The sequence below is a fragment of the Sphingobacterium nematocida genome, from assembly GCF_900168125.1.
In the GTDB taxonomy this organism is placed as follows: domain Bacteria; phylum Bacteroidota; class Bacteroidia; order Sphingobacteriales; family Sphingobacteriaceae; genus Sphingobacterium; species Sphingobacterium nematocida.
Genome location: NZ_FUZF01000018.1, coordinates 1 through 23,127, shown reverse-complemented (window position 1 = coordinate 23,127; position 23,127 = coordinate 1). Strand labels below are relative to the sequence as shown.

The 23,127-nt window shown below is 38.3% G+C and carries 17 protein-coding genes; 13 read left to right on the top strand and 4 right to left on the bottom strand.

The genetic code is table 11. From position 1 onward, the window contains the following. Nucleotides 1–19 precede the first annotated feature (19 nt). Together nth and B5X76_RS16945 are read right to left on the bottom strand one after the other, a co-directional pair. The gene (nth, locus tag B5X76_RS16955) at nt 20–691 is read right to left on the bottom strand and encodes an endonuclease III (protein ID WP_079644968.1); all 672 of its coding nucleotides are present in this window, start codon (nt 689–691) and stop codon (nt 20–22) included. A gap of 331 nt (nt 692–1,022) precedes the next feature. Further along, on the bottom strand, nt 1,023–2,648 hold the full coding sequence (locus B5X76_RS16945; RefSeq protein ID WP_079644964.1) for a S8 family peptidase: 1,626 nt from the start codon (nt 2,646–2,648) through the stop codon (nt 1,023–1,025). A gap of 181 nt (nt 2,649–2,829) precedes the next feature. Here B5X76_RS16945 and B5X76_RS16940 point away from each other — a divergent pair, with 181 nt between their 5' ends. Next, complete coding sequence (locus B5X76_RS16940; protein ID WP_245801079.1) at nt 2,830–4,947, top strand: S9 family peptidase; 2,118 nt, start codon at nt 2,830–2,832, stop codon at nt 4,945–4,947. 21 nt (nt 4,948–4,968) lie between these two features. Continuing rightward, entirely contained in the window at nt 4,969–5,547 is a 579-nt protein-coding gene (locus B5X76_RS16935; RefSeq protein WP_079644961.1) for a YceI family protein, read from the top strand. A gap of 73 nt (nt 5,548–5,620) precedes the next feature. Here the strand turns inward: B5X76_RS16935 and B5X76_RS16930 are convergent, their stop codons facing one another. Continuing rightward, nucleotides 5,621–5,872 (bottom strand): hypothetical protein, encoded by a 252-nt coding sequence (locus tag B5X76_RS16930; RefSeq protein WP_079644960.1) that lies wholly within the window; start codon nt 5,870–5,872, stop codon nt 5,621–5,623. Between the two features lie 513 nt (nt 5,873–6,385). On the opposite strand from B5X76_RS16930, the gene B5X76_RS16925 reads away from it, so the two are divergent. From B5X76_RS16925 to B5X76_RS16910, 4 genes are all read left to right on the top strand, one after another. After that, a complete protein-coding gene (locus B5X76_RS16925) occupies nt 6,386–7,102 on the top strand; it encodes an N-acetyltransferase (protein WP_079644958.1) in 717 nt (238 codons plus the stop codon). Between the two features lie 82 nt (nt 7,103–7,184). Next, nucleotides 7,185–8,372: an argininosuccinate synthase gene (gene argG / locus B5X76_RS16920; protein ID WP_079644956.1), complete on the top strand. Its 1,188-nt coding sequence runs from the start codon at nt 7,185–7,187 to the stop codon at nt 8,370–8,372. A 90-nt stretch (nt 8,373–8,462) separates the two neighbouring features. After that, entirely contained in the window at nt 8,463–9,482 is a 1,020-nt protein-coding gene (gene argC / locus B5X76_RS16915; RefSeq protein WP_079644955.1) for an N-acetyl-gamma-glutamyl-phosphate reductase, read from the top strand. 194 nt (nt 9,483–9,676) lie between these two features. Next, nucleotides 9,677–10,957: a DUF3472 domain-containing protein gene (locus B5X76_RS16910; protein WP_079644953.1), complete on the top strand. Its 1,281-nt coding sequence runs from the start codon at nt 9,677–9,679 to the stop codon at nt 10,955–10,957. 56 nt (nt 10,958–11,013) lie between these two features. On the opposite strand, the gene B5X76_RS16905 is transcribed toward B5X76_RS16910, so the two are convergent. Beyond that, on the bottom strand, nt 11,014–13,557 hold the full coding sequence (locus B5X76_RS16905) for an ATP-dependent Clp protease ATP-binding subunit (RefSeq protein WP_079644951.1): 2,544 nt from the start codon (nt 13,555–13,557) through the stop codon (nt 11,014–11,016). Between the two features lie 254 nt (nt 13,558–13,811). Between B5X76_RS16905 and ettA the strand changes: the two genes are divergently transcribed. From ettA to ccoS, 7 genes are all read left to right on the top strand, one after another. After that, the gene (ettA, locus tag B5X76_RS16900) at nt 13,812–15,494 is read left to right on the top strand and encodes an energy-dependent translational throttle protein EttA (RefSeq protein ID WP_079644950.1); all 1,683 of its coding nucleotides are present in this window, start codon (nt 13,812–13,814) and stop codon (nt 15,492–15,494) included. Then, complete coding sequence (locus B5X76_RS16895; protein WP_079644948.1) at nt 15,495–16,685, top strand: PAS domain-containing sensor histidine kinase; 1,191 nt, start codon at nt 15,495–15,497, stop codon at nt 16,683–16,685. Between the two features lie 16 nt (nt 16,686–16,701). Then, nucleotides 16,702–17,763, top strand: a complete 1,062-nt coding sequence (locus B5X76_RS16890; protein ID WP_079644946.1) for a response regulator — start codon at nt 16,702–16,704, stop codon at nt 17,761–17,763. Nucleotides 17,764–17,888: 125 nt separating this feature from the next. After that, nucleotides 17,889–18,332 carry a Rossmann-fold NAD(P)-binding domain-containing protein gene (locus tag B5X76_RS16885; protein ID WP_245801078.1) on the top strand — a complete coding sequence of 148 codons (444 nt, stop codon included), beginning with the start codon at nt 17,889–17,891 and terminating at the stop codon, nt 18,330–18,332. After that, nucleotides 18,329–19,693, top strand: a complete 1,365-nt coding sequence (gene hemN / locus B5X76_RS16880; protein ID WP_079644942.1) for an oxygen-independent coproporphyrinogen III oxidase — start codon at nt 18,329–18,331, stop codon at nt 19,691–19,693. Before B5X76_RS16885 ends, hemN begins: the two co-directional genes overlap by 4 nt. A 12-nt stretch (nt 19,694–19,705) precedes the next feature. Continuing rightward, complete coding sequence (locus B5X76_RS16875) at nt 19,706–22,099, top strand: heavy metal translocating P-type ATPase (RefSeq protein WP_079644940.1); 2,394 nt, start codon at nt 19,706–19,708, stop codon at nt 22,097–22,099. Between the two features lie 10 nt (nt 22,100–22,109). Further along, on the top strand, nt 22,110–22,283 hold the full coding sequence (ccoS, locus tag B5X76_RS16870; protein ID WP_079645093.1) for a cbb3-type cytochrome oxidase assembly protein CcoS: 174 nt from the start codon (nt 22,110–22,112) through the stop codon (nt 22,281–22,283). Nucleotides 22,284–23,127: the final 844 nt, after the last annotated feature.

The window sequence follows — 23,127 nt, the reverse complement described above, 5'->3', positions numbered from 1 at the left end:
TATGGTTCGTGTTGATATTTTATGCGCTGGCGACCTTAGCAATAGGTTTTGCCTTTTTTGTTTTTTCAAAATATTTGCAGAAATATGTGATAGGACATTGGTCGCATTTTGGTGTCCTAGCAAGACAAATATATCGACCATGAAGGATCAGCCAGTGGTGTGCTATGGCTATCGTTTCTTGAGGGAGATATTTGACTAATTGTTTCTCTACAGCCAAGGGAGTTGTAGCATTGCTTGTTAATCCCAGTCTGTTGCTGACTCTAAACACGTGGGTGTCGACTGCCATAGAAGGATTGTTGTAGACAACAGATGATATTACATTGGCAGTCTTGCGGCCTACTCCAGGGAGCTTTACTAGATCTTCCACCTTTTCAGGGACAATGCCGTTAAAATCACCCAACAATTTCTGAGCCATACCTACTAAGTGTTTCGCTTTGTTGTTTGGGTAGCTTACAGATCTAATATAAGTAAATACCTCATCCTGATTGCTAGCGGCTAGAGATTCTGGGTCAGGGAAGCGTTTGAAAAGGGCTGGCGTAACCTGATTGATTCTTTTATCCGTGCATTGCGCAGATAAAATAACGGCTACCAAAAGTTCATATGGATTTCCATAATGGAGTTCCGTTTGAGCATCTGGATTATGCGTCGAAAAATATTCTACAAAGGCTTTATACCGGTCTTTTTTTAACATAAACAAAGATACTCATTTTGCCGGATACTCTTAAAACAACAAAGTCTCTAAACTTTTAGAGACTTTGTTGTTTACTTGCTTACAAACGTTTTTGAGTAGGCTAGAATGTTGTCTATGACACTTTGAGAAGGTTCTTTTGCTAGACTTTGAATGCCATTTCTGATCTTCGTCTCGAATTTTACTTCTGTTTCAGTTACCACTTCTTTTAAATCACTGTTGTAAGCTTCTTCATAAATTGTAGTAGAATTTTCAACCATAAGCGTCTTATTTATTGTTGTTTAGTAGTAAAACGCAAAATAAGAATTATTATTATAGAAAATTTAACATTTTTTTACTTTTTGCCAGAAACTTTCTTATTTGCTTCTACAACAGCATTATATGCATTTACTATTCCCCCACTTACAGAGATTTCGTCTAGGTATACTTTTTTGCTAGATCCATCTTGTTTTACTTTTACTTTCTGATCCACCTTCGTCACAGATTTGAGAATTACATCTTTTATCTCTTCAGCACTTAATTGGGGGTAGTAGGAGCGAAGGATAGCGGCGAGTCCAGAGACTACCGGAGCAGCCATGCTTGTACCTTGTTGATCTTTGTACTGGTTCTCTGGCATTGTAGAGTTTATAGCTACACCAGGCGCAAATACGTCCACGGATTTATAACCGTAGTTTGAAAAGTCTGCTAAGAGATCACTATCCATTTTCCATGAGGTAGCACCGACAGTAATCCATCCTTTCGCTTCTCCAGTTATAGCGTTGAGACTATCTGTATAGTATTTGTTTGGGTAGTTTGGCGTGATATCGATGTTTTTTCCGTCGTTTCCAGCGGCATGCACCAATAGTACGTCTTTTTCCATAGCATAACGGACAGCATCATCGACTGTTTTCTTATTGTAATAGTACCCCTTTCCAAAACTCATGTTTATGATCCTTGCACCATTGTCTACCGCATAGCGGATCCCATTTGCCACATCCTTATCTCTTTCATCCCCATTAGGTACAACGCGGATAGACATGATTTCTACATTATCGGCTACCCCATTAATGCCAATATTATTGTTTCTTTTGGCACCAATAATTCCTGCTACGTGCGTACCGTGTTCTGCATCGGGGCCTTTTACATCTGGATTACCATAATGGCGCTCCGTTGCATCATCGTAGTTGTCGCCAATAATCGATCTTGAATCATAGTCTTTGTTTAGATGATATTTTACTTGTGAACCAAAGTAATCTGTAGCTTCTTCAATATCCTTATAGAATTTTTCGAAACCATCACCTTCGACCTCTTTCTTAGCAATACGGATAGCTAGCTTTTGCTGGTCGTTTTCTGTCTTGAAGTTATCTAGATCTTCCTTTGTGATATCCTTAGGTTCTTTTCCAATTTTAGCAATGACTTTGTCGATACTTTGTTTAAGACGTCCATAATTTAAATCACCAAATTGAGCTTCGTCCATTTTACTGGTATAATCCGATATCATTTTTTGGTAAGCAACAAACTCTCTTCTTTCAGCTTCAGAAAGACGTGTGCTCGGAAGGATCGATATGTACTTAGGTTCAAATTTACGGATTAGACGAGTGACTTCTAGGTTGTCATAATTCACATTCTCGCCATTCGCATTTCCTATAAAATTCCAGCCGTATTTGTCATCGATATAACCATTTCCATCATCGTCTTTTCCATTTGTATTGGCGTCCTTTTTATTGATCCATAATACTTCCTTAAGATCTTCATGGTTTACATCTACTCCTCCATCGATTACAGCAACCACCACTGGTGTAGATTTTTGTCCTTTTAATAGTTCATAAGCTTTTTCAGTACTGATACCAAAAATGCCGTCAGTCTTGTAGTCTAGATTGTACCAGTTTGCGGGGGCTTTATCCTTCTTGTCCTGAGAGAATCCAGAATAAGGAAGTATACTAATACCCAATAGGGCAATGAATAATTTTGTCTTATGCATAGTTTGTTTTTTGTTTCAATTGCAAATATAATGCTAGGAGGTATGCCAAAATAGTTAAATCTATGTAAAATAAGTATTGTAACTTAATAATTGCAGAGTTTTTGTATTTTTAAATTCTATTCGTCAATTATAACTTAGATCTATGGTGAGAAAAATAAGTAATTACATAATGATATTAAGTATGGCAACAGCATCTTGTGCACCACAATCAGATACCGTTGATACCGTGACTTGGCCCGATGTTCAAGCTCCTGTAGCGACAATAAAACCTTATACCAGAATTGTGCATGGAGACACCGTTATTGACAATTATTACTGGTTGAATGACTATTTTAAAAAAGGAGCAGATTCATCAGCGGTGATTAAGTATCTAGAACAAGAGAACGATTATACCGCCGCCATGTTGAAAAGTACAGAACCTCTACAAGAGAAGCTATTCAACGAAATGAAGTCCAGAATTAAGGAGAAAGATGAGTCTGTACCTTACTTAGAGAATGGTTATTATTATTACCGACGTACAGAAGAGGGCAAACAGTACTATAAAATCTGTAGAAAAAAAGGCGGACTGGACGGTAAAGAAGAAGTTTTATTGGATGTTGATGATATGGCCAAAGGGATGCCCTATTATGCGGTATCTGGATTTGCTGTAAGCCCTGATAACAAGTTTCTCGCTTATGGAGTAGATACCGTCTCGAGGAGAGAATATGTTATTCATATCAAAAACCTGGAAACGGGAGAGTTGCTTACAGATAGGATTTCAAATACAACAGGTAGTGCGGTGTGGGCTGCAGATAATAAAACCGTGTTTTATACAAAGATTCACCCTTTAACGCTTTTGTCTGAAAAGATCAAACGGCATACATTGGGTACCAGCAGTGAGCTGGATGTTGAAGTATATCACGAGAGAGATAACACAAATTATATTGAGGTTAGTAAATCAAAAAATGGGAGATATATATTTATACAATCCCAAGGAACTTTGAGTACCGAAGTCAGGTATTTGTCGGCAGATGAACCTACTGGTGTTTTTCGCGTGTTTCAGGCGAGACAAAAAGATGTTTTATACGCGGTGACGGCATTGGAAGATCGGTTCTTGGTAACGACCAATGCTGATGCACAAAATTTTAAAGTCGTATCCTGCCCATTGGATAAGACGACAAAGGAAAACTGGGTAGAATATATACCACATAGGCCCGACGTGCTTATTGAAGGTTTGGACGAATTCAAGAACTTTTTGGTGATTTCGACACGTAAAAACGGACTTACAAACCTAACGATACGGGATCTGAAAACGAATAAAGAACATCCGTTAGATTTTGGTGAGGCAGCTTATACTGTTTATCCCAGTATCAACGCCGAGTATAGCAGTGATATTGTACGTTATGGATACACATCTTTGGTGACGCCTTTATCGACCTTCGATTATAACATGTATACCAAGGAAAGAGTGCTTTTGAAACAGCAGGAGGTCTTAGGAGGGTATAATGTAGAGGACTATGTTACCGAACGGTCCTTTGCGCCAGCTGCGGATGGTGTACTTGTACCGATATCACTGGTGTACAAAAAGGGGACAAAGAAAGATGGAACAGCTCCACTCTATTTGTATGCTTATGGATCTTACGGCGCTTCTATGGACCCTACTTTCAGTAGTACAAGGTTGTCTCTTCTCGATCGAGGGTTTATTTATGCTATAGCCCATATTCGAGGAGGAGAGGAAATGGGAAGACAATGGTATGAAGACGGTAAACTGATGAAGAAGAAAAATACTTTTACAGACTTTATTGAGTGTGGAAGGTATTTAATTAAGCAAAAGTACACCAGTAAGGGACATTTGTATGCCGAAGGGGGAAGTGCCGGTGGTTTATTGATGGGAGCTGTTATTAATATGGCCCCGGATCTATGGAACGGTGTGATTGCAGCGGTGCCTTTTGTCGATGTTGTTACCACAATGCTGGATGAGACGATCCCATTGACAACTAATGAGTATGACGAATGGGGAAATCCCAATAATAAAGATGCCTACGCGTATATGAAGTCTTATTCGCCGTATGAAAATGTTGAAGCCAAGGCTTATCCTAATTTATTGGTGACTACGGGACTACATGATAGTCAAGTGCAGTATTTTGAGCCCGCAAAATGGGTCGCTCGTTTGCGTACAGCTCATACAGGAAATAATGTAATTTTACTGAAGACTGATATGGATTTTGGACATGGAGGCGCTTCAGGACGATTCGATTACTTAAAAGACCAGGCGCTTGAATATGCGTTTATCTTAAAATTGGAAGGTATTAATAAATGATGAATTAGATAAATAAAAAAAATGAAAGCTAATATTTTAATGTTGTTATTTGTTGCGTTTAGTCTGTCCGTACAAGCGCAAAAGAAGAATGAATTTGTTGTAAATGTAGGACAATCCTCGGTAAAGTGGGCGGGTAAGAAGATTGTAGGAGGAAATACTGAAGGTACGATATCTCTACAAAGTGGTAAGATGATTCTCGAAGGAGAAAGACTCACTGCTGGGGAGTTTGTTTTGAGTACGAATACAATAGCCTCTTCTACCGCTTCAAGTCGATTGATCAGTCATTTGAAAAATGAAGATTTTTTTGATGTAGAGAAATATCCTACGGCTAAATTTGTGATTACGAATGTTAAATCAGAAAATGGTAAATCTATGATTACTGGAAATATGACGATCAAGGGTATTACAAAAGCCATAACATTTCCGGCAACGATTTTAACCCATAAAAATAGGGTAGAAGCAAAAGCATCTGGCGTAAAAGTGGATCGGACCCAATATGGAATACAGTATAATTCTGGATCCATATTCACAAGTTTAGGGGATAAGGCTATTGAAGACCATTTTGTGCTGGATATTTCGATTATCGCCGAAAAGAAATAATTTAGAATAATAAAAACAGGAGTGCGGGATATTTTATCCGGCACTCCTGTTCTAGTTTATCGAAAAGTAGTTGTTATTTTCTATTCTTTAAAGAATCTGTTGCATTTTCAGACTCTTGTTCTCTAGCATCAATTTGATGTTGTCTATAATTTTCGATTGCATTTTTACTGGCTTTCTGTGATACATAAATACCTAAAATTGCAATTAAGGTCACTATAGCGAGTCCCCATGCGTATTTGCGTTTATCTTGTTTGACCAGCCAATACATCACAAAAACATAAGGAACAGCAAATAAAATGTAAAAAATGATACTCGGGCCTACCATAGCTAATTAATATGTTCAGCTGCAAAAATAAGCTATTTGAAAAGAGAAGCCAAATAGAATCCTAAAATCTAGTTTTTTTATTTTTTTATTTTGTTTTTTAAACATTTCAAGGATTTTGCAGTCTTATTGATAGTTTTTGTGTCATTGAAATTAAAAGTGATGTTTTTCAAAAAAAAACTGTAATCTTCTTACATAAAAGAAAAAAATAATTCTTTACTTTTGCACTGTCAGATATAAGAAGTAAATAGAAGAGTTTAAATGTATAATAAAAAAAGGCATATAAATAACATGGAGCAAACTTTTAAAAAGTTTGTTGTTATGGTTATGACTGGACGTATTATCTTAAACTGTCCAATTCTCCGATTCCGACGACCTATTCTGCCTCGAGCTTGATACAAGAGGCAGGAAAATTCTCATTAATGGTAAATTCATCTGGCTCGATGAATTTCTTAATCCTTGGTTATTACTTTTAGCGCACGTTTAGTGTATTAATTTTTAGGTCGACATCTTAAGATGACAATTTCAGATTTTTTAATTATCCCAGCCACGGCAGACCATGTGAGGTATGCCGAGCAGATCTGTGACGAAATGTTTGAGTCAGCGAAGGCTCGGGGCACAGGTATTGCCCGCCGTAAGCCCGAATACGTGGCTATGAAAATGAATGAAGGAAAGGCTGTTATCGCTTTGCATAAGGATGGTACTTGGGCCGGGTTTTGTTATATTGAGACTTGGGGGCATGGAGATTATGTAGCTAACTCCGGGTTAATCGTGAATCCTATTTTTCGGAAAGTGGGATTAGCAAAGGCAATAAAAAAGCGTGTATTCGAACTTTCTAGGGAGAAGTATCCGAATTCGAAAATATTCGGATTGACAACTGGACTTGCAGTGATGAAGATTAATTCTGATCTAGGGTATGAGCCCGTAACGTATTCCGAATTAACGCAAGACGAAGAATTTTGGAAAGGCTGCCAAAGTTGTATAAATTACGATATATTGATGAGTAAAGATCGTAAGAACTGTATGTGTACAGCTATGCTTTGGGATCCTGTTGAAAAAGAAAAGGAATTGAAAGAAAAAATACAACGTAAAGCCGAAGCAAAGGAACGTTTAGATCGCATTTCAAAGAAGCAATCTTTACTGAAGCGTATTGAAGCAAAATTGTGGAAATCGACGCGGAAAATGTTAGGCATGTTATTTCCTTTGGGCAGTAGGCCAGTAAAAGGATTTTGATTTGATACCCTCTTAAACACAAAACGAGTGTAGAAATTGCATTTATACAATTTTAAAATAAGCACTCACAAATATTTATTCGATGAAAAAAGTAGTTTTAGCATTCAGTGGAGGTTTAGATACATCGTTTTGCTGTATTTATCTTTCTAAGGATTTAGGTATGGAAGTTCACTCTGTGGTCGTTAATACAGGTGGCTTCTCAGAAGATGAAATAAAGCATATCGAAGCGCGAGCGTACGAGCTTGGTGTAAAATCGCATACGACGATTGATGAGACACAGGACTATTATCGCGACACTATTAAATACCTTATTTTTGGGAACGTACTGAAAAATGCAACATATCCTCTTTCTGTATCAGCAGAGCGCGTTTGTCAAGCTACAGCGATAGCTAATTATGCGAAGAAGATCGGCGCAGAGTGCGTAGCACATGGATCTACGGGGGCTGGAAATGATCAGGTTCGTTTTGATATGATCTTTAACACATTGATCCCAGGCGTAGAAATAATTACGCCGATTAGAGATTTGAAATTATCACGTGAGGCGGAGATAGAGTACCTTGGTAATCATGGTTTCCCTTATAGCGCAGAGAAAGCAAAGTATTCAATTAATAAAGGACTTTGGGGAACCTCGGTAGGAGGTGCAGAGACCTTAACATCCAATCAATACCTGCCAGAATCTGCTTGGCCGACTGCAGCGACCTCTACCAGCCCTCAAACAGTCACAATTGACTTTGAGAAAGGTGAGCCTGTTGCGTTGAATGGTAACAAAATCGGACCAGTCGCGGTTATACAACAATTGCAGGATCTGGCACAGCCTTACGGCATTGGACGGGATATCCACGTTGGTGATACTATTATCGGGATCAAGGGACGGGTTGGTTTTGAAGCAGCTGGACCTATTATTTTGGTTAAGGCTCACCATACCTTGGAAAAACATACATTAACGAAGTGGCAACTCGCTTGGAAAGATCAAATTTCCGGTTTTTATGGAAACTGGATGCATGAGGGACAAATGCATGATCCGGTAATGCGTGATATAGAAGCATTTTTATCATCTTCACAGAGCACGGTTACCGGACGAGTTATTGTGGAATTACATCCGTATCGATTTGTAATCGTTGGTATTGAATCTGCACATGATTTGATGAACAATGAATTCGGTAGTTATGGTGAGATGAATGAAGGCTATACAGGGGATGACGTAAAAGGGTTCTCAAAAATATTCGGAAATCAAACTATTATTTGGCACAAAGTAAACCAAAAAGGTTAATCGACAATCACTAGATTGTATTGATAAATGAAAATGGGTGCCGCGTTTTGTACGTAGTGCCCATTTTTTTAAGATAAGAGAACATATTTTATGGAAAAGATTAAAGTAGGCATTGTCGGATCTGCAGGTTATACAGGAGGAGAGTTGTTGCGGATTCTTATCTATCATCCCCATGTAGATATTGTATTTGCAAATAGTGGATCAAATGCTGGCAAGAAAATATATGAGGTACACAATGACCTTTTGGGTGATACAGAGTTATACTTTACTACAGATTTTCATTCAGAAATAGACGTATTATTCTTGTGTGTAGGTCATGGAGATGCACGTAAGTTTCTAGAAGCAAATACGGTGTCCCCTAGAGTCAAGATAATTGATTTGTCACAAGACTATCGTCTTAAATCTAACTCAATGTATCAAGGACAAAAATTTATCTATGGGCTGCCTGAATTAAATCGTGATACCATAAAATCTGCTCAATATTTGGCCAATCCGGGATGTTTTGCAACTAATATCCAACTCGCGCTCTTACCTCTGGCTGCCCATAATTTATTACCAGGACAGGTACATGTCACGGCGACTACTGGATCTACGGGAGCAGGGCAGAAACCAGGGGCTACTTCGCACTTTTCCTGGAGGTCAGGCAATCTTTCAGCCTACAAGTCTTTTGAGCATCAACATCTGCAAGAAATTTCTGAATCATTGAACCAGCTGCAAAATGGATTTTTAGAAGATTCGGATTGTCCATTAATGGATCGAGCTGCAAAACGTATCAACTTTGTTCCGTTACGCGGAGCTTTCCCGCGTGGTATCTTTTCCAGTATTTATGTCGATTCAGATTTGACGGAGGAAGAGGCGTACACCTATTATGAAGATTATTATCAGGATCATCCATTTACCGTTGTTTCACGTGTCAATATCGATCTCAAGCAGGTAGTGAATACGAATAAAAGTATTCTTTATCTGGAGAAACATGGCGATAAGCTGCTTGTTTTAAATGCTACGGATAATTTGTTAAAAGGTGCGTCTGGTCAAGCTGTTCAGAATATGAACCTTATGTTTGGATTAAGTGAGAGGACAGGATTAAACCTTAAATCGGTGGGGTTTTGATCTGAAGAAGAATAGGAGATTAAAGGCGGGCTTTCGATATTGGGAGGCCCGCCTTTTTTAATTTATCGTAACATTCCTGTTTGACAAACGTTTGATTGTTTTCGCATCTTTTCTAGTATCCTTTGATTACGATACTTTTAAGGAGGAATACTAATTAATAAATTCGCATATTCTAATTTAGTTAATATTTAAAGATGAAGAACACAAAGTCTATTTTTTACCTTCTTACTTTTCTTTTGTGTAGTTTCTGTGTCGATGTATGGGCGCAATCTACAAAATCTTATGAAGTATCATTAGCTGGGAACGCTTTTCAGATAGGGGGAAATCACGGGAAGTCAAGAATCGGAAGAGAAACCGCATTTATCGCCGCAAGCGATTCCCGAAATACCAATACATATTTTAAAGTGCTTGGAAAGGGAGATCTTCAAATAAAGCTACGTGGACGAAAAGCAGGTCCCTCAATAGCCAAATTAGAAATTGTGTTTTTGAAAAATAAAAGACAGGCTGTTATAGATAAAGATGGATTCACAGATATTGATTTAGGTACTTTTAAGATCAAAGAGCCAGGATACCATCATCTCGACCTAAAAGGAATGGAAGGTGAGGCAGAGGTTAGCCATATTATTGTCTCCGGATCTGCTGTTGAGGAAGGACTAATTTTTTCAGATGATCCCAGTTTCTATTATTGGAGTAGGAGAGGGCCTTCTTGTCATATGGGGTATGAGGTGCCGGAGAATGAAACAGTACGCTATTATTATAATGAAATGCAGATTCCTGTAGGTGAAGATAAAATTGGATCCTATTTTATGGCTGTTGGGTTTGCTCAGGGATATTTCGGTATTCAAGTAAATTCTGCTTCAGAAAGACGTGTTTTATTTTCTGTATGGAGTCCATTCGAAACGGATGATCCGAAATCCATACCAGAAGACCATAAGATAAGATTGTTAAAAAAGGGCGTTGCGGTGCATACCGGCGAATTTGGAAATGAAGGTTCCGGAGGACAGAGCTATCTTAAGTACAATTGGAAAGCTGGAAATACCTATCGGTTTTTATTGAAGGGTAGCCCCGATGGAAGTGGGAATACAGATTTTACAGCTTGGTTTTTTGCTCCCGAAGTAAATGATTGGAAGCTTATAGCTAGCTTTAAGCGGCCACAGACAGATAGTCACTTGAAGAGGTTTCATAGTTTCCTAGAAAACTTTGACCCTAATCAAGGGTATTTGGGAAGAAAAGTAGTTTATAAAAACCAATGGTACTATGCTGATAATGCATGGAAACCTATAGAAAGAGCTCGGTTTACAGTAGATAATACATATACGCAAAAGCAACGCATAGATGCAACTGGAGGTGTTACAAAAGATGGGTTTTATCTTCAGAATGGTGGTTTTTTTAATAACATTGTAAGTCCAGGTAGTAAATTTGATGCTATTAAAAAAGGAGAAGTTCCTGTGATAGATTTCGATAAGTTACCATAATCAATAAAAAAAAACCTGACCATTTGGTCAGGTTTTTTTTTATTTAAACTTTACGTTTATTTTTCATTTTCTTCGCTTACATCTGACGCGACAGAACTATCACCAGAGTTGCCTCCTTTAACGACGATTTCTTTTTTCTCTTCGTCTAGATCAACCATAATGACTGCATTTGCTTTTAGTTCTCCTTTGAGGATTTCTTCGGCAATCGGATCTTCAAGATACTTCTGTATCGCACGTTTCAAAGGACGTGCACCAAAGTTTGTATCATAGCCCTTTTCGGCAATAAACTCTTTAGCTTTATCCGTTAGGTCAATAGAGTGTCCCAGTGCTTCGATACGACCAAAGAGCGATCTCAATTCAATATCGATAATTTTGAAAATATTCTCTTTGGTTAACGAATTGAAAACAATCACATCATCGATACGGTTTAAAAATTCAGGAGCAAATGCACGTTTTAAAGCCGTCTCTATCACACCTCTCGAATGCGAATCCGCTTGATTTTCTTTCGCAGCAGTCGTAAATCCAACGCCTTGCCCAAATTCTTTCAGTTGACGCACCCCGATATTAGAAGTCATGATGATGATCGTATTTCTAAAATCAACTTTCCTGCCCAGACTATCGGTTAGCTGACCTTCATCAAGGACTTGGAGCAGAAGATTGAATACATCTGGATGTGCCTTCTCTATTTCATCTAATAACACCACAGAATAAGGTTTACGACGGACTTTTTCAGTGAGTTGCCCTCCTTCTTCATAACCTACATATCCTGGAGGCGCTCCAACTAGTCTAGATACAGCAAATTTTTCCATGTACTCACTCATGTCAACCTGAATCAAGGAGTCCTCAGAGTCAAACATAAACCGAGCTAATTCTTTAGCAAGTTCAGTCTTACCTACACCAGTAGGTCCCAAAAAGATAAAGGAACCAATAGGTTTTTTCGGGTCTTTTAATCCAGCGCGTGTTCGTTGTATGGCTTTTACCAATTTATGAACAGCATCATCCTGACCTATGATTCGTCCTTTCATGGACTCACCCATGTTCAGTAATTTTTGACTGTCGGTTTGACTTACGCGTTGTACAGGGATACCCGTCATCATAGAAACAACTTCTGCAACATTATCTTCTGTAACCGTGTAGCGTTTGCTTTTGGTTTCAGCTTCCCATGCCGCCTTCTCTTTATCCAGTTCTTCTAATAATTTCTTCTCTGTATCCCGGAGTTTTGCTGCCTCTTCATACTTTTGAGAACGGACAACTTTGTTTTTTTCTACCTTAATCTCTTCAATTTTCTCTTCAATATCGATGATAGATTGAGGGACATGTATATTGGTTAGATGTACGCGGGATCCCGCTTCATCTAGAGCATCAATAGCCTTATCCGGTAGAAAACGATCCGTAATATATCGGGTTGTTAACGTGACACAAGCTTCAATTGCCTCAGGAGTATAATTGACGTTATGATGTTCTTCATATTTGTCTTTTATTCTGTTGAGGATCTCAATAGTCTCGTCGTGAGAAGCTGGCTCGATCATCACCTTTTGGAATCGTCTATCGAGCGCCCCATCTTTTTCGATGAACTGTCGGTATTCATCCAGTGTTGTTGCTCCAATACATTGAATCTCACCACGGGCTAATGCCGGCTTGAACATGTTCGAGGCATCCAATGAGCCTGATGCCCCACCTGCTCCAACAATAGTATGGATCTCATCGATGAATAGAATTACATCGGGAGATTTCTCAAGCTCATTCATGACTGCTTTCATGCGTTCTTCGAACTGCCCTCTGTATTTGGTACCAGCGACAAGAGAAGCTAGATCTAGTGTAACAACACGTTTATTAAACAATACACGTGAAACTTTACGCTGTACTATACGAAGCGCAAGGCCTTCTGCTATTGCGGATTTACCAACGCCTGGTTCACCGATAAGAATTGGATTATTTTTCTTACGGCGAGATAGTATTTGAGATACACGTTCGATTTCTTTTTCACGGCCGACGATAGGATCGAGTTTGCCTTCTTCAGCAGCACGAGTCAAGTCCCTACCAAAATTGTCAAGAACTGGAGTCTTGGATTTAATGTCGGAGACTTTTTTCGGTGCCGAAAAATTTTCCTCTTCTGCGTAATCGTCATCAGGTGTAGACGAGCCTGGTGCCTCATCCGTAATTGTCGCTTTATTCTGTTCTACTTCATTTTTGAATAAATCGTACGTTACATTAAACTGTTGTAAGATTTGTGAGGCGATGTTGTCTTCGTCCCGCAATATAGCCAACAGTAGATGTTCCGTACCGATAATATCACTTTTGAAAATTTTTGCTTCAAGATATGTAATCTTCAATACCTTTTCCGCTTGTTTTGTCAGCGGGACCGATCCTACCGGTGCTCTGGATACCGATGAACCTTTTACAGCATCCTCAATAGACTGACGGATTGAGGCCGTGTCTACTAATAGATTTCTAAGGATTTTTATCGCCACCCCATCACCTTCTCGAATAAGTCCAAGTAGGAGATGCTCTGTGCCTATATAGTCATGACGAAGACGTAATGCTTCTTCTCGGCTATAAGATATCACATCTTTGACTCTTGGTGAGAATTTTGCTTCCATGTAATTACCTTTCTTTCTTTTAAACTAAGTTAGGACTTTTATAAATGTATGAAATAAATGTAAATCCCAACCTATTATTTTCTATAAATTATCAACAATCAAGCCATAGGGTGATAAAGTCAAAATGGCAGGTTTCGTTCATTGATATATAACGTTTTGATCTTTAGTATAGCTACAGTGTTTCACAATTCGTCGCGAATTTGGTATCTTTGGAGCATATAGTTAAAAATATAAAAGTTTAGGTCTAAAAAGATATGTCAGACGAAAAAATAATTTTTTCAATGGCTGGTGTAAATAAAATTTACCCACCCCAAAAGCAGGTTTTAAAAAATATATACCTATCATTTTTCTATGGTGCCAAAATCGGTGTTATAGGTCTCAATGGATCAGGTAAATCATCTCTTTTAAAAATTATTGCTGGTTTAGATAAGTCCTTCCAAGGAGAGGTTGTCTTTTCCCCAGGGTATTCGGTTGGTTATTTGGCACAAGAGCCAGAATTGGACTTGGAGAAGACCGTAAAGGAGATTGTAGAAGAAGGAGTTGCAGAGACTGCAGCGATTCTGAAAGAATATGAAGAGATTAATGAGCGTTTTGGTTTGCCTGAAGTGTATGAGAATCCAGATGAAATGGATAAATTACTGGCTAGACAGGGCGAGTTACAGGACAAAATAGATGCTACTAACGCTTGGGAACTGGATTCTAAACTAGAGCGTGCTATGGATGCACTTCGCTGTCCAGAGCCAGATTCCAAAATTGCCAATTTGTCAGGGGGAGAGCGACGTAGGGTTGCTCTTTGTCGACTATTACTACAAGAACCAGATGTATTATTGCTGGATGAACCGACCAACCACTTGGATGCAGAATCTATAGATTGGTTGGAACAACACCTACAGCATTATAAAGGTACGGTCATTGCGGTCACACACGATAGGTACTTCTTGGACAATGTTGCAGGATGGATTTTGGAACTTGATCGCGGGGAAGGAATTCCATGGAAAGGAAACTATTCTTCTTGGTTAGATCAAAAATCTAAGCGTTTAGCACAAGAAGAGAAACAAGAGACAAAACGTCAAAAGACATTAGAAAGGGAGTTAGAATGGGTGCGGATGGCTCCGAAAGCGAGACATGCTAAATCCAAAGCGCGTCTGCATAACTACGACAAATTAGCTTCTGAAGAAACAAAGGAAAGAGAAGAGAAACTAGAGTTGTTTATCCCTCCTGGGCCTCGCCTTGGGAATGTCGTGATAGAGGCTGATAATATATCCAAAGCTTATGGAGATCGCATTTTATTCGAAAATCTGAGTTTTTCACTGCCTCCGGCTGGTATTGTCGGTATCATCGGTCCAAACGGTGCAGGGAAGACAACGTTGTTTCGTTTAATTACAGGACAAGAAACTCCGGATACAGGGACATTCAAAGTTGGTGAGACCGTGGTTTTGGGCTATGTCGATCAGATGCATAATGACCTAGATCCTGAAAAGTCTGTATGGGAAAATATTACAGAAGGTAATGATAACATTATGTTGGGCAATCGTTCTACAAATTCTAGAGCCTACGTTTCAAAATTTAATTTTAACGGTGCCGATCAGCAGAAGAAAGTCGGTGTATTGTCAGGAGGAGAACGCAATCGGGTTCACCTTGCTATTACCTTGAAAAAGGCATCGAACGTACTGTTATTAGATGAGCCAACAAATGATATCGACGTGAATACACTACGCGCATTAGAAGAGGGGCTGGAAAACTTTGGAGGCTGTGCTGTTGTTATCTCACACGATAGGTGGTTTTTAGATAGAATTTGTACTCATATTTTAGCTTTTGAAGGAGATTCAGAAGTCTATTTCTATGAAGGAAACTATTCGGAATATGAAGAGAATCGTAAAAAGAGATTAGGAGATGTAGCTCCCAAACGTATCCGTTACAAAAAATTGGTCAAATAGATGAGTCTCGAATCCGCACGGTTATTAGAAGCAATAATAGAGACGGCGATAGATGGAATTATAACTATCGATAATAAAGGTATTGTCGAAACGATCAATCCAGCAGCTCTTACTTTATTTGGATATGACGCAGAAGAGGTAATAGGAAATAATATATCTATGCTGATGCCAGAGCCAGATCGGAGTAGTCATGATAGTTATATTTCCAATTACAAAGAAACAGGAAGAAAGAAAATAATCGGAATAGGTAGAGAAGTACGAGGGAAGAAGAAAGATGGTACTACTTTCCCGTTTCGACTAGCTGTGAGTGAAGTTTTTTATAAGGACAAAAGTATTTTTACTGGATTTATTCACGACTTAACTAAGGAGAAGAAGGCAGAAGACGAGCTCTTGAAGCACACATTAGAATTGGAGGAGGTCGTTAGGCATCGTACCAAGGATCTAATATCTTTGGTGTCTGAATTAGAAAAGGCTAAAGCGGACGTAAGTAATTCTTTAGAAAAGGAAAAAGAATTAAATCAACTTAAATCCCGCTTTGTATCAATGGCATCACACGAGTTTAGAACTCCTTTGAGTTCGGTACAGCTTTCCGCATCGTTGATTGATAAGTATATTGAACGACCGGACTTTGAAGCTGTGATAAAGCATACGAATCGTATCAAGGGGTCGGTACAGTTGCTCAACAATATCCTTAATGATTTTCTATCTTTAGAGAAGCTAGAAGCAGGTGTTGTTGCGGTTAATAAGCAAAATATAAATCTGGTACACCTAGGTGAAGAGATTTCAGGTGAAATGCAATTGATCTGTAAAAAGAATCAACACATTGTTTATCAGCATACAGGAGCAACGGCCGAATTTTATTTGGATGCCCATTTACTTAAAAATAGTATTATTAATCTGATATCCAATGCGATAAAATATTCTGGTGAAGATACTTTTATAGAGTTTTCTACGGAGATTACAGAAGACAAATGTACAATAGTTGTCAAAGATAACGGAATAGGTATTCCTGTTGAGGATCAAAAGAATTTATTCGAGCCTTTTTTTAGAGCACATAATACAGGTAATATCCCCGGTACAGGATTGGGACTTAATATTGTAAGACGATACATTAGCCTTATGGATGGAGAACTTGAGTATTGGTCAGCCATAAATCAAGGGGCACTTTTTCGTATGGTATTTAAACGCTAAGCTTAAAGCAAAATAAATGAAGAAACGAACCATTTTAATCATCGAGGACAATCTAGAGATTAGAGAAGGAAGTGCGGAAATTTTGGAACTCACTGGTGAGTATGATATTGTCACAGCGGAGAATGGTATGATCGGTGTCGAACTAGCCAATAAATATCATCCAGATCTTATTCTTTGTGACATCATGATGCCCGAGCTGGATGGGTATGGTGTGCTTTATATGCTAAGTAAACAGGAAAGTACAATGCATATACCTTTCATTTTCATAACAGCGAAGTCGGAGCGTGTGGATATGCGCAAGGCGATGGAGATGGGAGCAGATGATTATATAGTTAAGCCCTTTGATGATATTGAATTGTTGAATGCGATTGAAAGCAGGCTCAAGAAAAAGGAAAGTTTGTTAAATGTTGCAGCAAGTAATAATCGATTCCTAGATCTGGAAGAGGATGAACAAAACTATTTATTGGAACACCTTGTCGCCGAATCACGTGTCAAAATGTTCAAGAAGAAGCAGCTGATTTATGAAACAGATGATTCTCCTGTCTTTATGTATTATGTAGTGAAAGGTAAGGTGCGTAGTTTTCTTAACTATCAAGACGGAAGAGAGTTGTCAACTGGTATTCATGGTGATGGTCATTTTTTTGGTTACGAATCTATTCTGATGAATGAAAACTATACTGAAAGTACAGCTTCTTTAGAGGATTCGGAGGTGGCTTTGATTACTAAGGATAGTTTTTTTGAGTTGCTCTATAGTAAGCCTGGGATTGCAAATAAATTTATAAAAATGCTGTCGGGAGATATTAAAGAGAAGGAGGAGCAAATGTTGGGATTTGCTTATGACAGTGTTAGAAAGCGGGTGGCGAATGCTTTGACTCAAATAGCATTGAAAAGTAGGGACAGTGAAGAAGATGACGAAGTACTCGTGCGCATTTCCAGAGAGGATCTTGCCGCGTTTGCCGGAACAGCAAATGAAACGGTAAGTCGTATTCTCGCAGAACTAAAAGACGAAGGAATAATAGTCAAAGAGAGAACAGCGATTCGAATATTGTCTATTAAAAGACTAAAGAAAATAAGATAGAAACAGCGGCCATCAGAACAGATGGCCGCTGTTCGTTTAAATAATAAGTGATAAAAATCATTTATTTGCTTGATGAGCTACACTCGTAAAGTGCAGAACTACTGTTAGATTTGGGGTGTTACACCATGAATGAATCAATGAGAGTTGTTGCATACAATATAATAGAGTTCGAGAAAGAACTACTTGCAAAGGCGAATGCCAAAGTACATGATCTTACCCTGATTTCAAATGGACTTAACTTAAATACGATTCATTATGCAAAAGGTAAAGAAGTGGTTATTGTTTCTGAGCGGGATTTATTGGACAGGTCTCTGCTCGATGCATTACGGGAAATAGGAGTTAAGAAGATAATAACTCGATCTACGACTTTAGATCATATCGATATCTCCTATGCTTCTGTGCTCAAATTGCACGTGGCTAATACACCTTCTCAGGATAAATCTCCCGAAAATATTGCAGTACAGACGATCGTTAATCTTAATAATTGGGACAAAAAAACATGTTTGGGCGATGCCTGTTATTGTTCTTTTAATTGTGATAGCAAAAACGATATTAATAAACAACTATGAGTGTAGATAGCAAAAACTTGTTAATTTCCAAATATAACGTAGCGGCTCCTCGTTATACGAGTTACCCGACAGTACCATTTTGGCAGAATGAAGACTTCAATGAGTCGGACTGGAAGTTTCGTGTAAAGAAACGTTATGAAGAATCAAAAGAGCAAGGCATAAGTATTTATATTCATTTGCCTTATTGCGAAAGTCTTTGTACATATTGTGGTTGTAATACACGTATTACGAAGAACCATAATGTCGAAGATCCTTATATTACTTCGTTATTGAGCGAATGGAAAATGTATAGAAAGGTGTTGGGGGCAGGAGCGTTGACAATTAGTGAAATTCATTTAGGTGGAGGTACACCGACTTTCTTTACCCCTGATAATCTGAAGAGATTGATCGAAGGAATTCTACACGGGAATGAGAAAAGTGAAAACGCTTCATTTTCATTTGAAGCTCACCCGGCGAACACTACAGCAGATCATCTGCATACGTTATATGGATTGGGATTCAAGCGGTTAAGTCTCGGTATTCAGGATTTTGATGAGCGTGTTCAAGCGATAATAAATCGACATCAGACTGTTGAGGATGTGGAGCAGGTGATGAAAATAGCAAGAGCTATTGGTTACGAATCAATTAATTTTGACCTAATCTACGGATTACCTTTACAGACCTTAGCGTCGGTTTTGAAAACTGTTGAAATTTCATTGAAGATGCAGCCTGATCGAATTTCTTTTTATAGTTATGCACATGTGCCTTGGATAAAGCCTGGTCAAAGAAGGTTTACAGAGCATGATCTACCAGAAGGAGAGGAAAAACTTGAGCTATATAAGAAGGGTAAAGATATGATTCAAGCCGCTGGGTATGAGGATGTGGGTATGGATCATTTCGCGAAAAAAGATGACGCTCTGTTTTTAGCTTCTCAAAGTGGAACTTTACATCGTAATTTTATGGGATATGCGGATAGGTACACTCCCTTAATGATTGGTCTAGGTGTCTCTTCGATTAGCGATTCATGGAGCGCATTTGCGCAGAATGTGAAAACTGTAGAAGAGTATCACGCTAAAATTAATGCGGACGAATTACCCGTGTTTAAAGGTCATCTTCTTAATGAGGAAGATTTGATTATTCGGGGTTATATATTAGATATGATGTGTAGAGGAAAAGTGTGTCTAAAAGGAAATATTGAAATTGATGATAAAATCAAAAAAAGATTAGTTCCTTTGATGATTGATGGATTGGTACTGGTGGAGGATTCGAAAGTCGAAATCACCGAATTGGGCAAGTCTTTTCTGAGAAATGTCTGTATGGCTTTTGATGAGAGGTTGCAAAAAACAAAAGAAAGAGATAATTTGTTTAGTCAAGCAATTTAGACGTATTTTTTTATGGCAGAGCAGAGCAGTTTGATCACTAAAACCAAATGCTATCACTGTGGAGATGTCGTGGAGCAAACTCCCTATATTTTGAATGAGCATCAGTTCTGTTGTTTAGGTTGTCAAACGGTATATCAAATTTTGAACGAAAATGACCTACAGAGTTATTACAAATACAATACACACCCTGGTAAATCTCAAAATCGTCATAAGGAAGATCTAAATTATCTCGATGAACCTAATATTGTAGCAAAATTAGTCGATTATCAGGACGATGATATCACGATTATCACATTCTATGTGCCTGCTATTCATTGTAGCTCCTGTATTTGGTTGCTTGAAAATTTGTTTAAGTTGAATACTGCTATAAAATCAGCTAAGGTAGATTTTATGAAAAAGCAAGCCAGTATTACATTTAGTAAACAAGAGATTTCGCTCAAGGAAGTCGTTCAGCTTCTTCATAGTATCGGATACGATCCAAAGATTACCTTGCAGGATATTGTAAAAGAAGGAAAGAAGGTTAATCAAACCGGTTTAATTGGTAAAATTACTGTCGCTGGTTTTTGCTTTGGAAACTCCATGATGATCAGTTTTCCAGAGTACTTTGGAATGGCTGACTTCGAAAGAGAATATGCCACTTTCTTTGGTTATATGAACTTGGCATTTGGCTTTCCTGTTCTGCTGTACAGTGCTTCAGATTACTTTAAATCAGCTTGGTATAGTTTAAAGCAGAAAAGATTGAATCTTGATGTGCCTTTAGCTCTCGGAATTTTTGTTCTTTTTTTTCGATCTGCATTTGAAATTTTAACGCAAACAGGGGCTGGTTTCATCGATACCATGTGTAGCTTAGTCTTTTTTATTTTAATTGGTAAATGGGTGCAGGAAAGAACCTATTATCATATTTCCTTCGAACGGGACTATAGATCATATTTTCCTGTTGCGGTTACGGTTTTGGCAGAAGGTAGCGAGAAACCCACACCAATTGGAGATATTAAGATTGGAGAACGAATTTTGGTAAGAAATAATGAGATCATTCCTGCAGATGCTATTCTACTAAAAGGAGATGCGTTGGTTGATTTTAGTTTCGTTACAGGAGAAAGCAATCCGGTCAAAAAAAATTTAGGTGAAGTTGTATATGCTGGGGGACGCCAGACGGGGGGAGCGATTGAGTTGGAAGTGGTAAAAGCAGTTTCTCAAAGCTATCTTACAAAGTTGTGGAATAATGAGAGTTTTAAATCCTATGAAAGAAAATTTGAAACTTTTGTTGGAGTAATCAGCAAGTATTTTACGGTAGGATTGATTTCAATAGCCGTGTTTGCTGCGGCTTTTTGGTTAATCGGATACGACACAGATAAGGCATGGGCATCATTTACTGCTGTGCTTATAATCGCTTGTCCCTGTGCGTTGGCGTTAAGTTCGCCTTTCACCTTAAGCGCCGCATTGAGCATATTTGATAAAAATAAAATGTATATCAAAAATACTTCTGCTATTGAACAGATGGCTTCTATTGATACGATTGTGTTTGATAAAACGGGGACAATTTCTTCTCCCAGCATCTCTAATATGTATTTCGAAGGAAGCTTGTCCAGGATGGAAAGAGATTTGGTATATACACTCTGTCGGAATTCGAATCATCCCCTAAGTAGAGAAATAATCAAATGGTTGGGACCATGTACTATCCTGCCAATCAATGGGTATGAGGAGTTTGTTGGAAAAGGACAATCGGCCTGGTATTCTGATTTTCAGGTAATGGTGGGCAGTGCATTATTTACAGGTGTGAGACATTCCGATACTGAAGGTTCTGTTGTGTATATAAAGATAAATAGTGTAGTGAAGGGATTTTTTACGATGGAGCAATCGTGGAGGAAAGGACTTACAGAAGTAATTGGCGGATTGAAAGATCGTTATGGGTTACATTTAATATCTGGGGATAATGAACGTAGGGCAGAGGCTTTGCAGTTGATCTTTCCGTCAAACGCTAAACTGTTGTTTAATCAGAATCCAAATGATAAATTGCTAAAAATTAGTGATTGGCAGGGGGAAGAGAAGCAGGTGTGTATGCTGGGGGACGGTCTAAATGATGCAGGTGCTTTACGCAAAGCAGATCTTGGGATCGCGGTATCTGATGATATCAATAATTTTTCACCAGGTTGCGATGCCATTCTAGATGGTGTTTCATTCGAAAAGCTTCCTAGTTTCTTCGCCTTTAGTAAAGATACGGTTAAAGTTATTAAAATGAGCTTTGTTATTTCTATACTCTATAATATCATAGGATTGAGCTTTGCGGTCCAAGGAACGATGTCTCCTTTATTCGCAGCGATCTTAATGCCTATAAGTACAGTCACAATTATTTCCTTTACCAGTTTAATGACAAGGTGGTATGGGAAGAAGAGAAATCTTATTTAACTTTGGTATTATGTCCATAATTTTTTTCTTAATCGGTTGTAGTGTTTTTATTGCTTTGATTTTTTTGGGCGCTTTTTTTTGGGCCAATAAAACAGGGCAAAATGATGATACGTATACTCCATCGGTGCGCATTCTTTTTGACGACGAGGTGAAATCGGATGGAGGATCGGAGTCTAAAAAATAAACTGTCTACATTTTAGTTTTTCTCTATTTTAATCAAAGTACTTCTTTATAGCTACCAACTGTATGGTAGAACCGATACATATTCTAGTTTTATAGAGATTTTCTAGGGGTATAATAGAGGGTTTGTAGAGGGTTCATAGAGGTAAAGCCCTATTTTCTCTCTGTCAACCCTCTGTTAAAATAGGAGTGTTATATGGAAAGCCTGGAATCCCCCTGCCTTCTTTGTTATCATAGGGGCGAAGGGATAGTTGAGGATGCCTGTTTTTCGTGGTTCCGTATATTAGATATCTAATATACTACAGGTGCCGGTTCTTATTTAGGACGTTCCCGGGGGGATAGGAGCCGTGTCCCGATGATTTTATCGTTCAATGTTACAGTAGGTTAAGTTAAATGTAAATAAATAAGTCATTAAATATTAGGAACTGATAGGATTATTGTCCTATCTTTGCACCACTCCGCAAGGGAGGAACGGTCGGATCTGAGGACGAGGCCATGAAAAAAGAGGGGTTTAAAGTTATTTAAACGCAGGAATGAAAGGAAGACCGTTAAAAATAAATTTCACATTTATTTTGGAGGTTTGAAAAAGATTCCTACCTTTGCAGTCCCAACGGAAACGAAGGGCAACAGAAAAAGTAAGATAAGGGATTTATTTCCGGCATCATAAAAGCAGAAGCGCGAAGCGGATGCGATAGAAGTTCTTTAAAAAATGATCATGTAACGTAACGAGTAGTGTTGAGAAACAACGAAAGTTAAAAAAATCAGCCTTTAGTTTTAGAATTAGAAATTATAATAAAGACAATTCTATTTTTATAAATAGTCTTGGTCTTACACTTCATTTTACAATG

Bases quoted from the DNA above. Each gene is read 5' to 3' on its own strand.
- B5X76_RS16885 (WP_245801078.1), top strand. From the start codon at position 17,889: ATGAATGAATCAATGAGAGTTGTTGCATACAATATAATAGAGTTCGAG.
- B5X76_RS16910 (WP_079644953.1), top strand. From the start codon at position 9,677: ATGAAGAACACAAAGTCTATTTTTTACCTTCTTACTTTTCTTTTGTGT.
- B5X76_RS16905 (WP_079644951.1), bottom strand. From the start codon at position 13,557: ATGGAAGCAAAATTCTCACCAAGAGTCAAAGATGTGATATCTTATAGC.
- B5X76_RS16890 (WP_079644946.1), top strand. From the start codon at position 16,702: ATGAAGAAACGAACCATTTTAATCATCGAGGACAATCTAGAGATTAGA.
- B5X76_RS16940 (WP_245801079.1), top strand. From the start codon at position 2,830: ATGGCAACAGCATCTTGTGCACCACAATCAGATACCGTTGATACCGTG.
- nth (WP_079644968.1), bottom strand. From the start codon at position 691: ATGTTAAAAAAAGACCGGTATAAAGCCTTTGTAGAATATTTTTCGACG.
- B5X76_RS16925 (WP_079644958.1), top strand. From the start codon at position 6,386: ATGACAATTTCAGATTTTTTAATTATCCCAGCCACGGCAGACCATGTG.
- ettA (WP_079644950.1), top strand. From the start codon at position 13,812: ATGTCAGACGAAAAAATAATTTTTTCAATGGCTGGTGTAAATAAAATT.
- B5X76_RS16935 (WP_079644961.1), top strand. From the start codon at position 4,969: ATGAAAGCTAATATTTTAATGTTGTTATTTGTTGCGTTTAGTCTGTCC.
- B5X76_RS16945 (WP_079644964.1), bottom strand. From the start codon at position 2,648: ATGCATAAGACAAAATTATTCATTGCCCTATTGGGTATTAGTATACTT.
- argC (WP_079644955.1), top strand. From the start codon at position 8,463: ATGGAAAAGATTAAAGTAGGCATTGTCGGATCTGCAGGTTATACAGGA.
- hemN (WP_079644942.1), top strand. From the start codon at position 18,329: ATGAGTGTAGATAGCAAAAACTTGTTAATTTCCAAATATAACGTAGCG.
- ccoS (WP_079645093.1), top strand. From the start codon at position 22,110: ATGTCCATAATTTTTTTCTTAATCGGTTGTAGTGTTTTTATTGCTTTG.
- B5X76_RS16895 (WP_079644948.1), top strand. From the start codon at position 15,495: ATGAGTCTCGAATCCGCACGGTTATTAGAAGCAATAATAGAGACGGCG.
- argG (WP_079644956.1), top strand. From the start codon at position 7,185: ATGAAAAAAGTAGTTTTAGCATTCAGTGGAGGTTTAGATACATCGTTT.
- B5X76_RS16875 (WP_079644940.1), top strand. From the start codon at position 19,706: ATGGCAGAGCAGAGCAGTTTGATCACTAAAACCAAATGCTATCACTGT.
- B5X76_RS16930 (WP_079644960.1), bottom strand. From the start codon at position 5,872: ATGGTAGGCCCGAGTATCATTTTTTACATTTTATTTGCTGTTCCTTAT.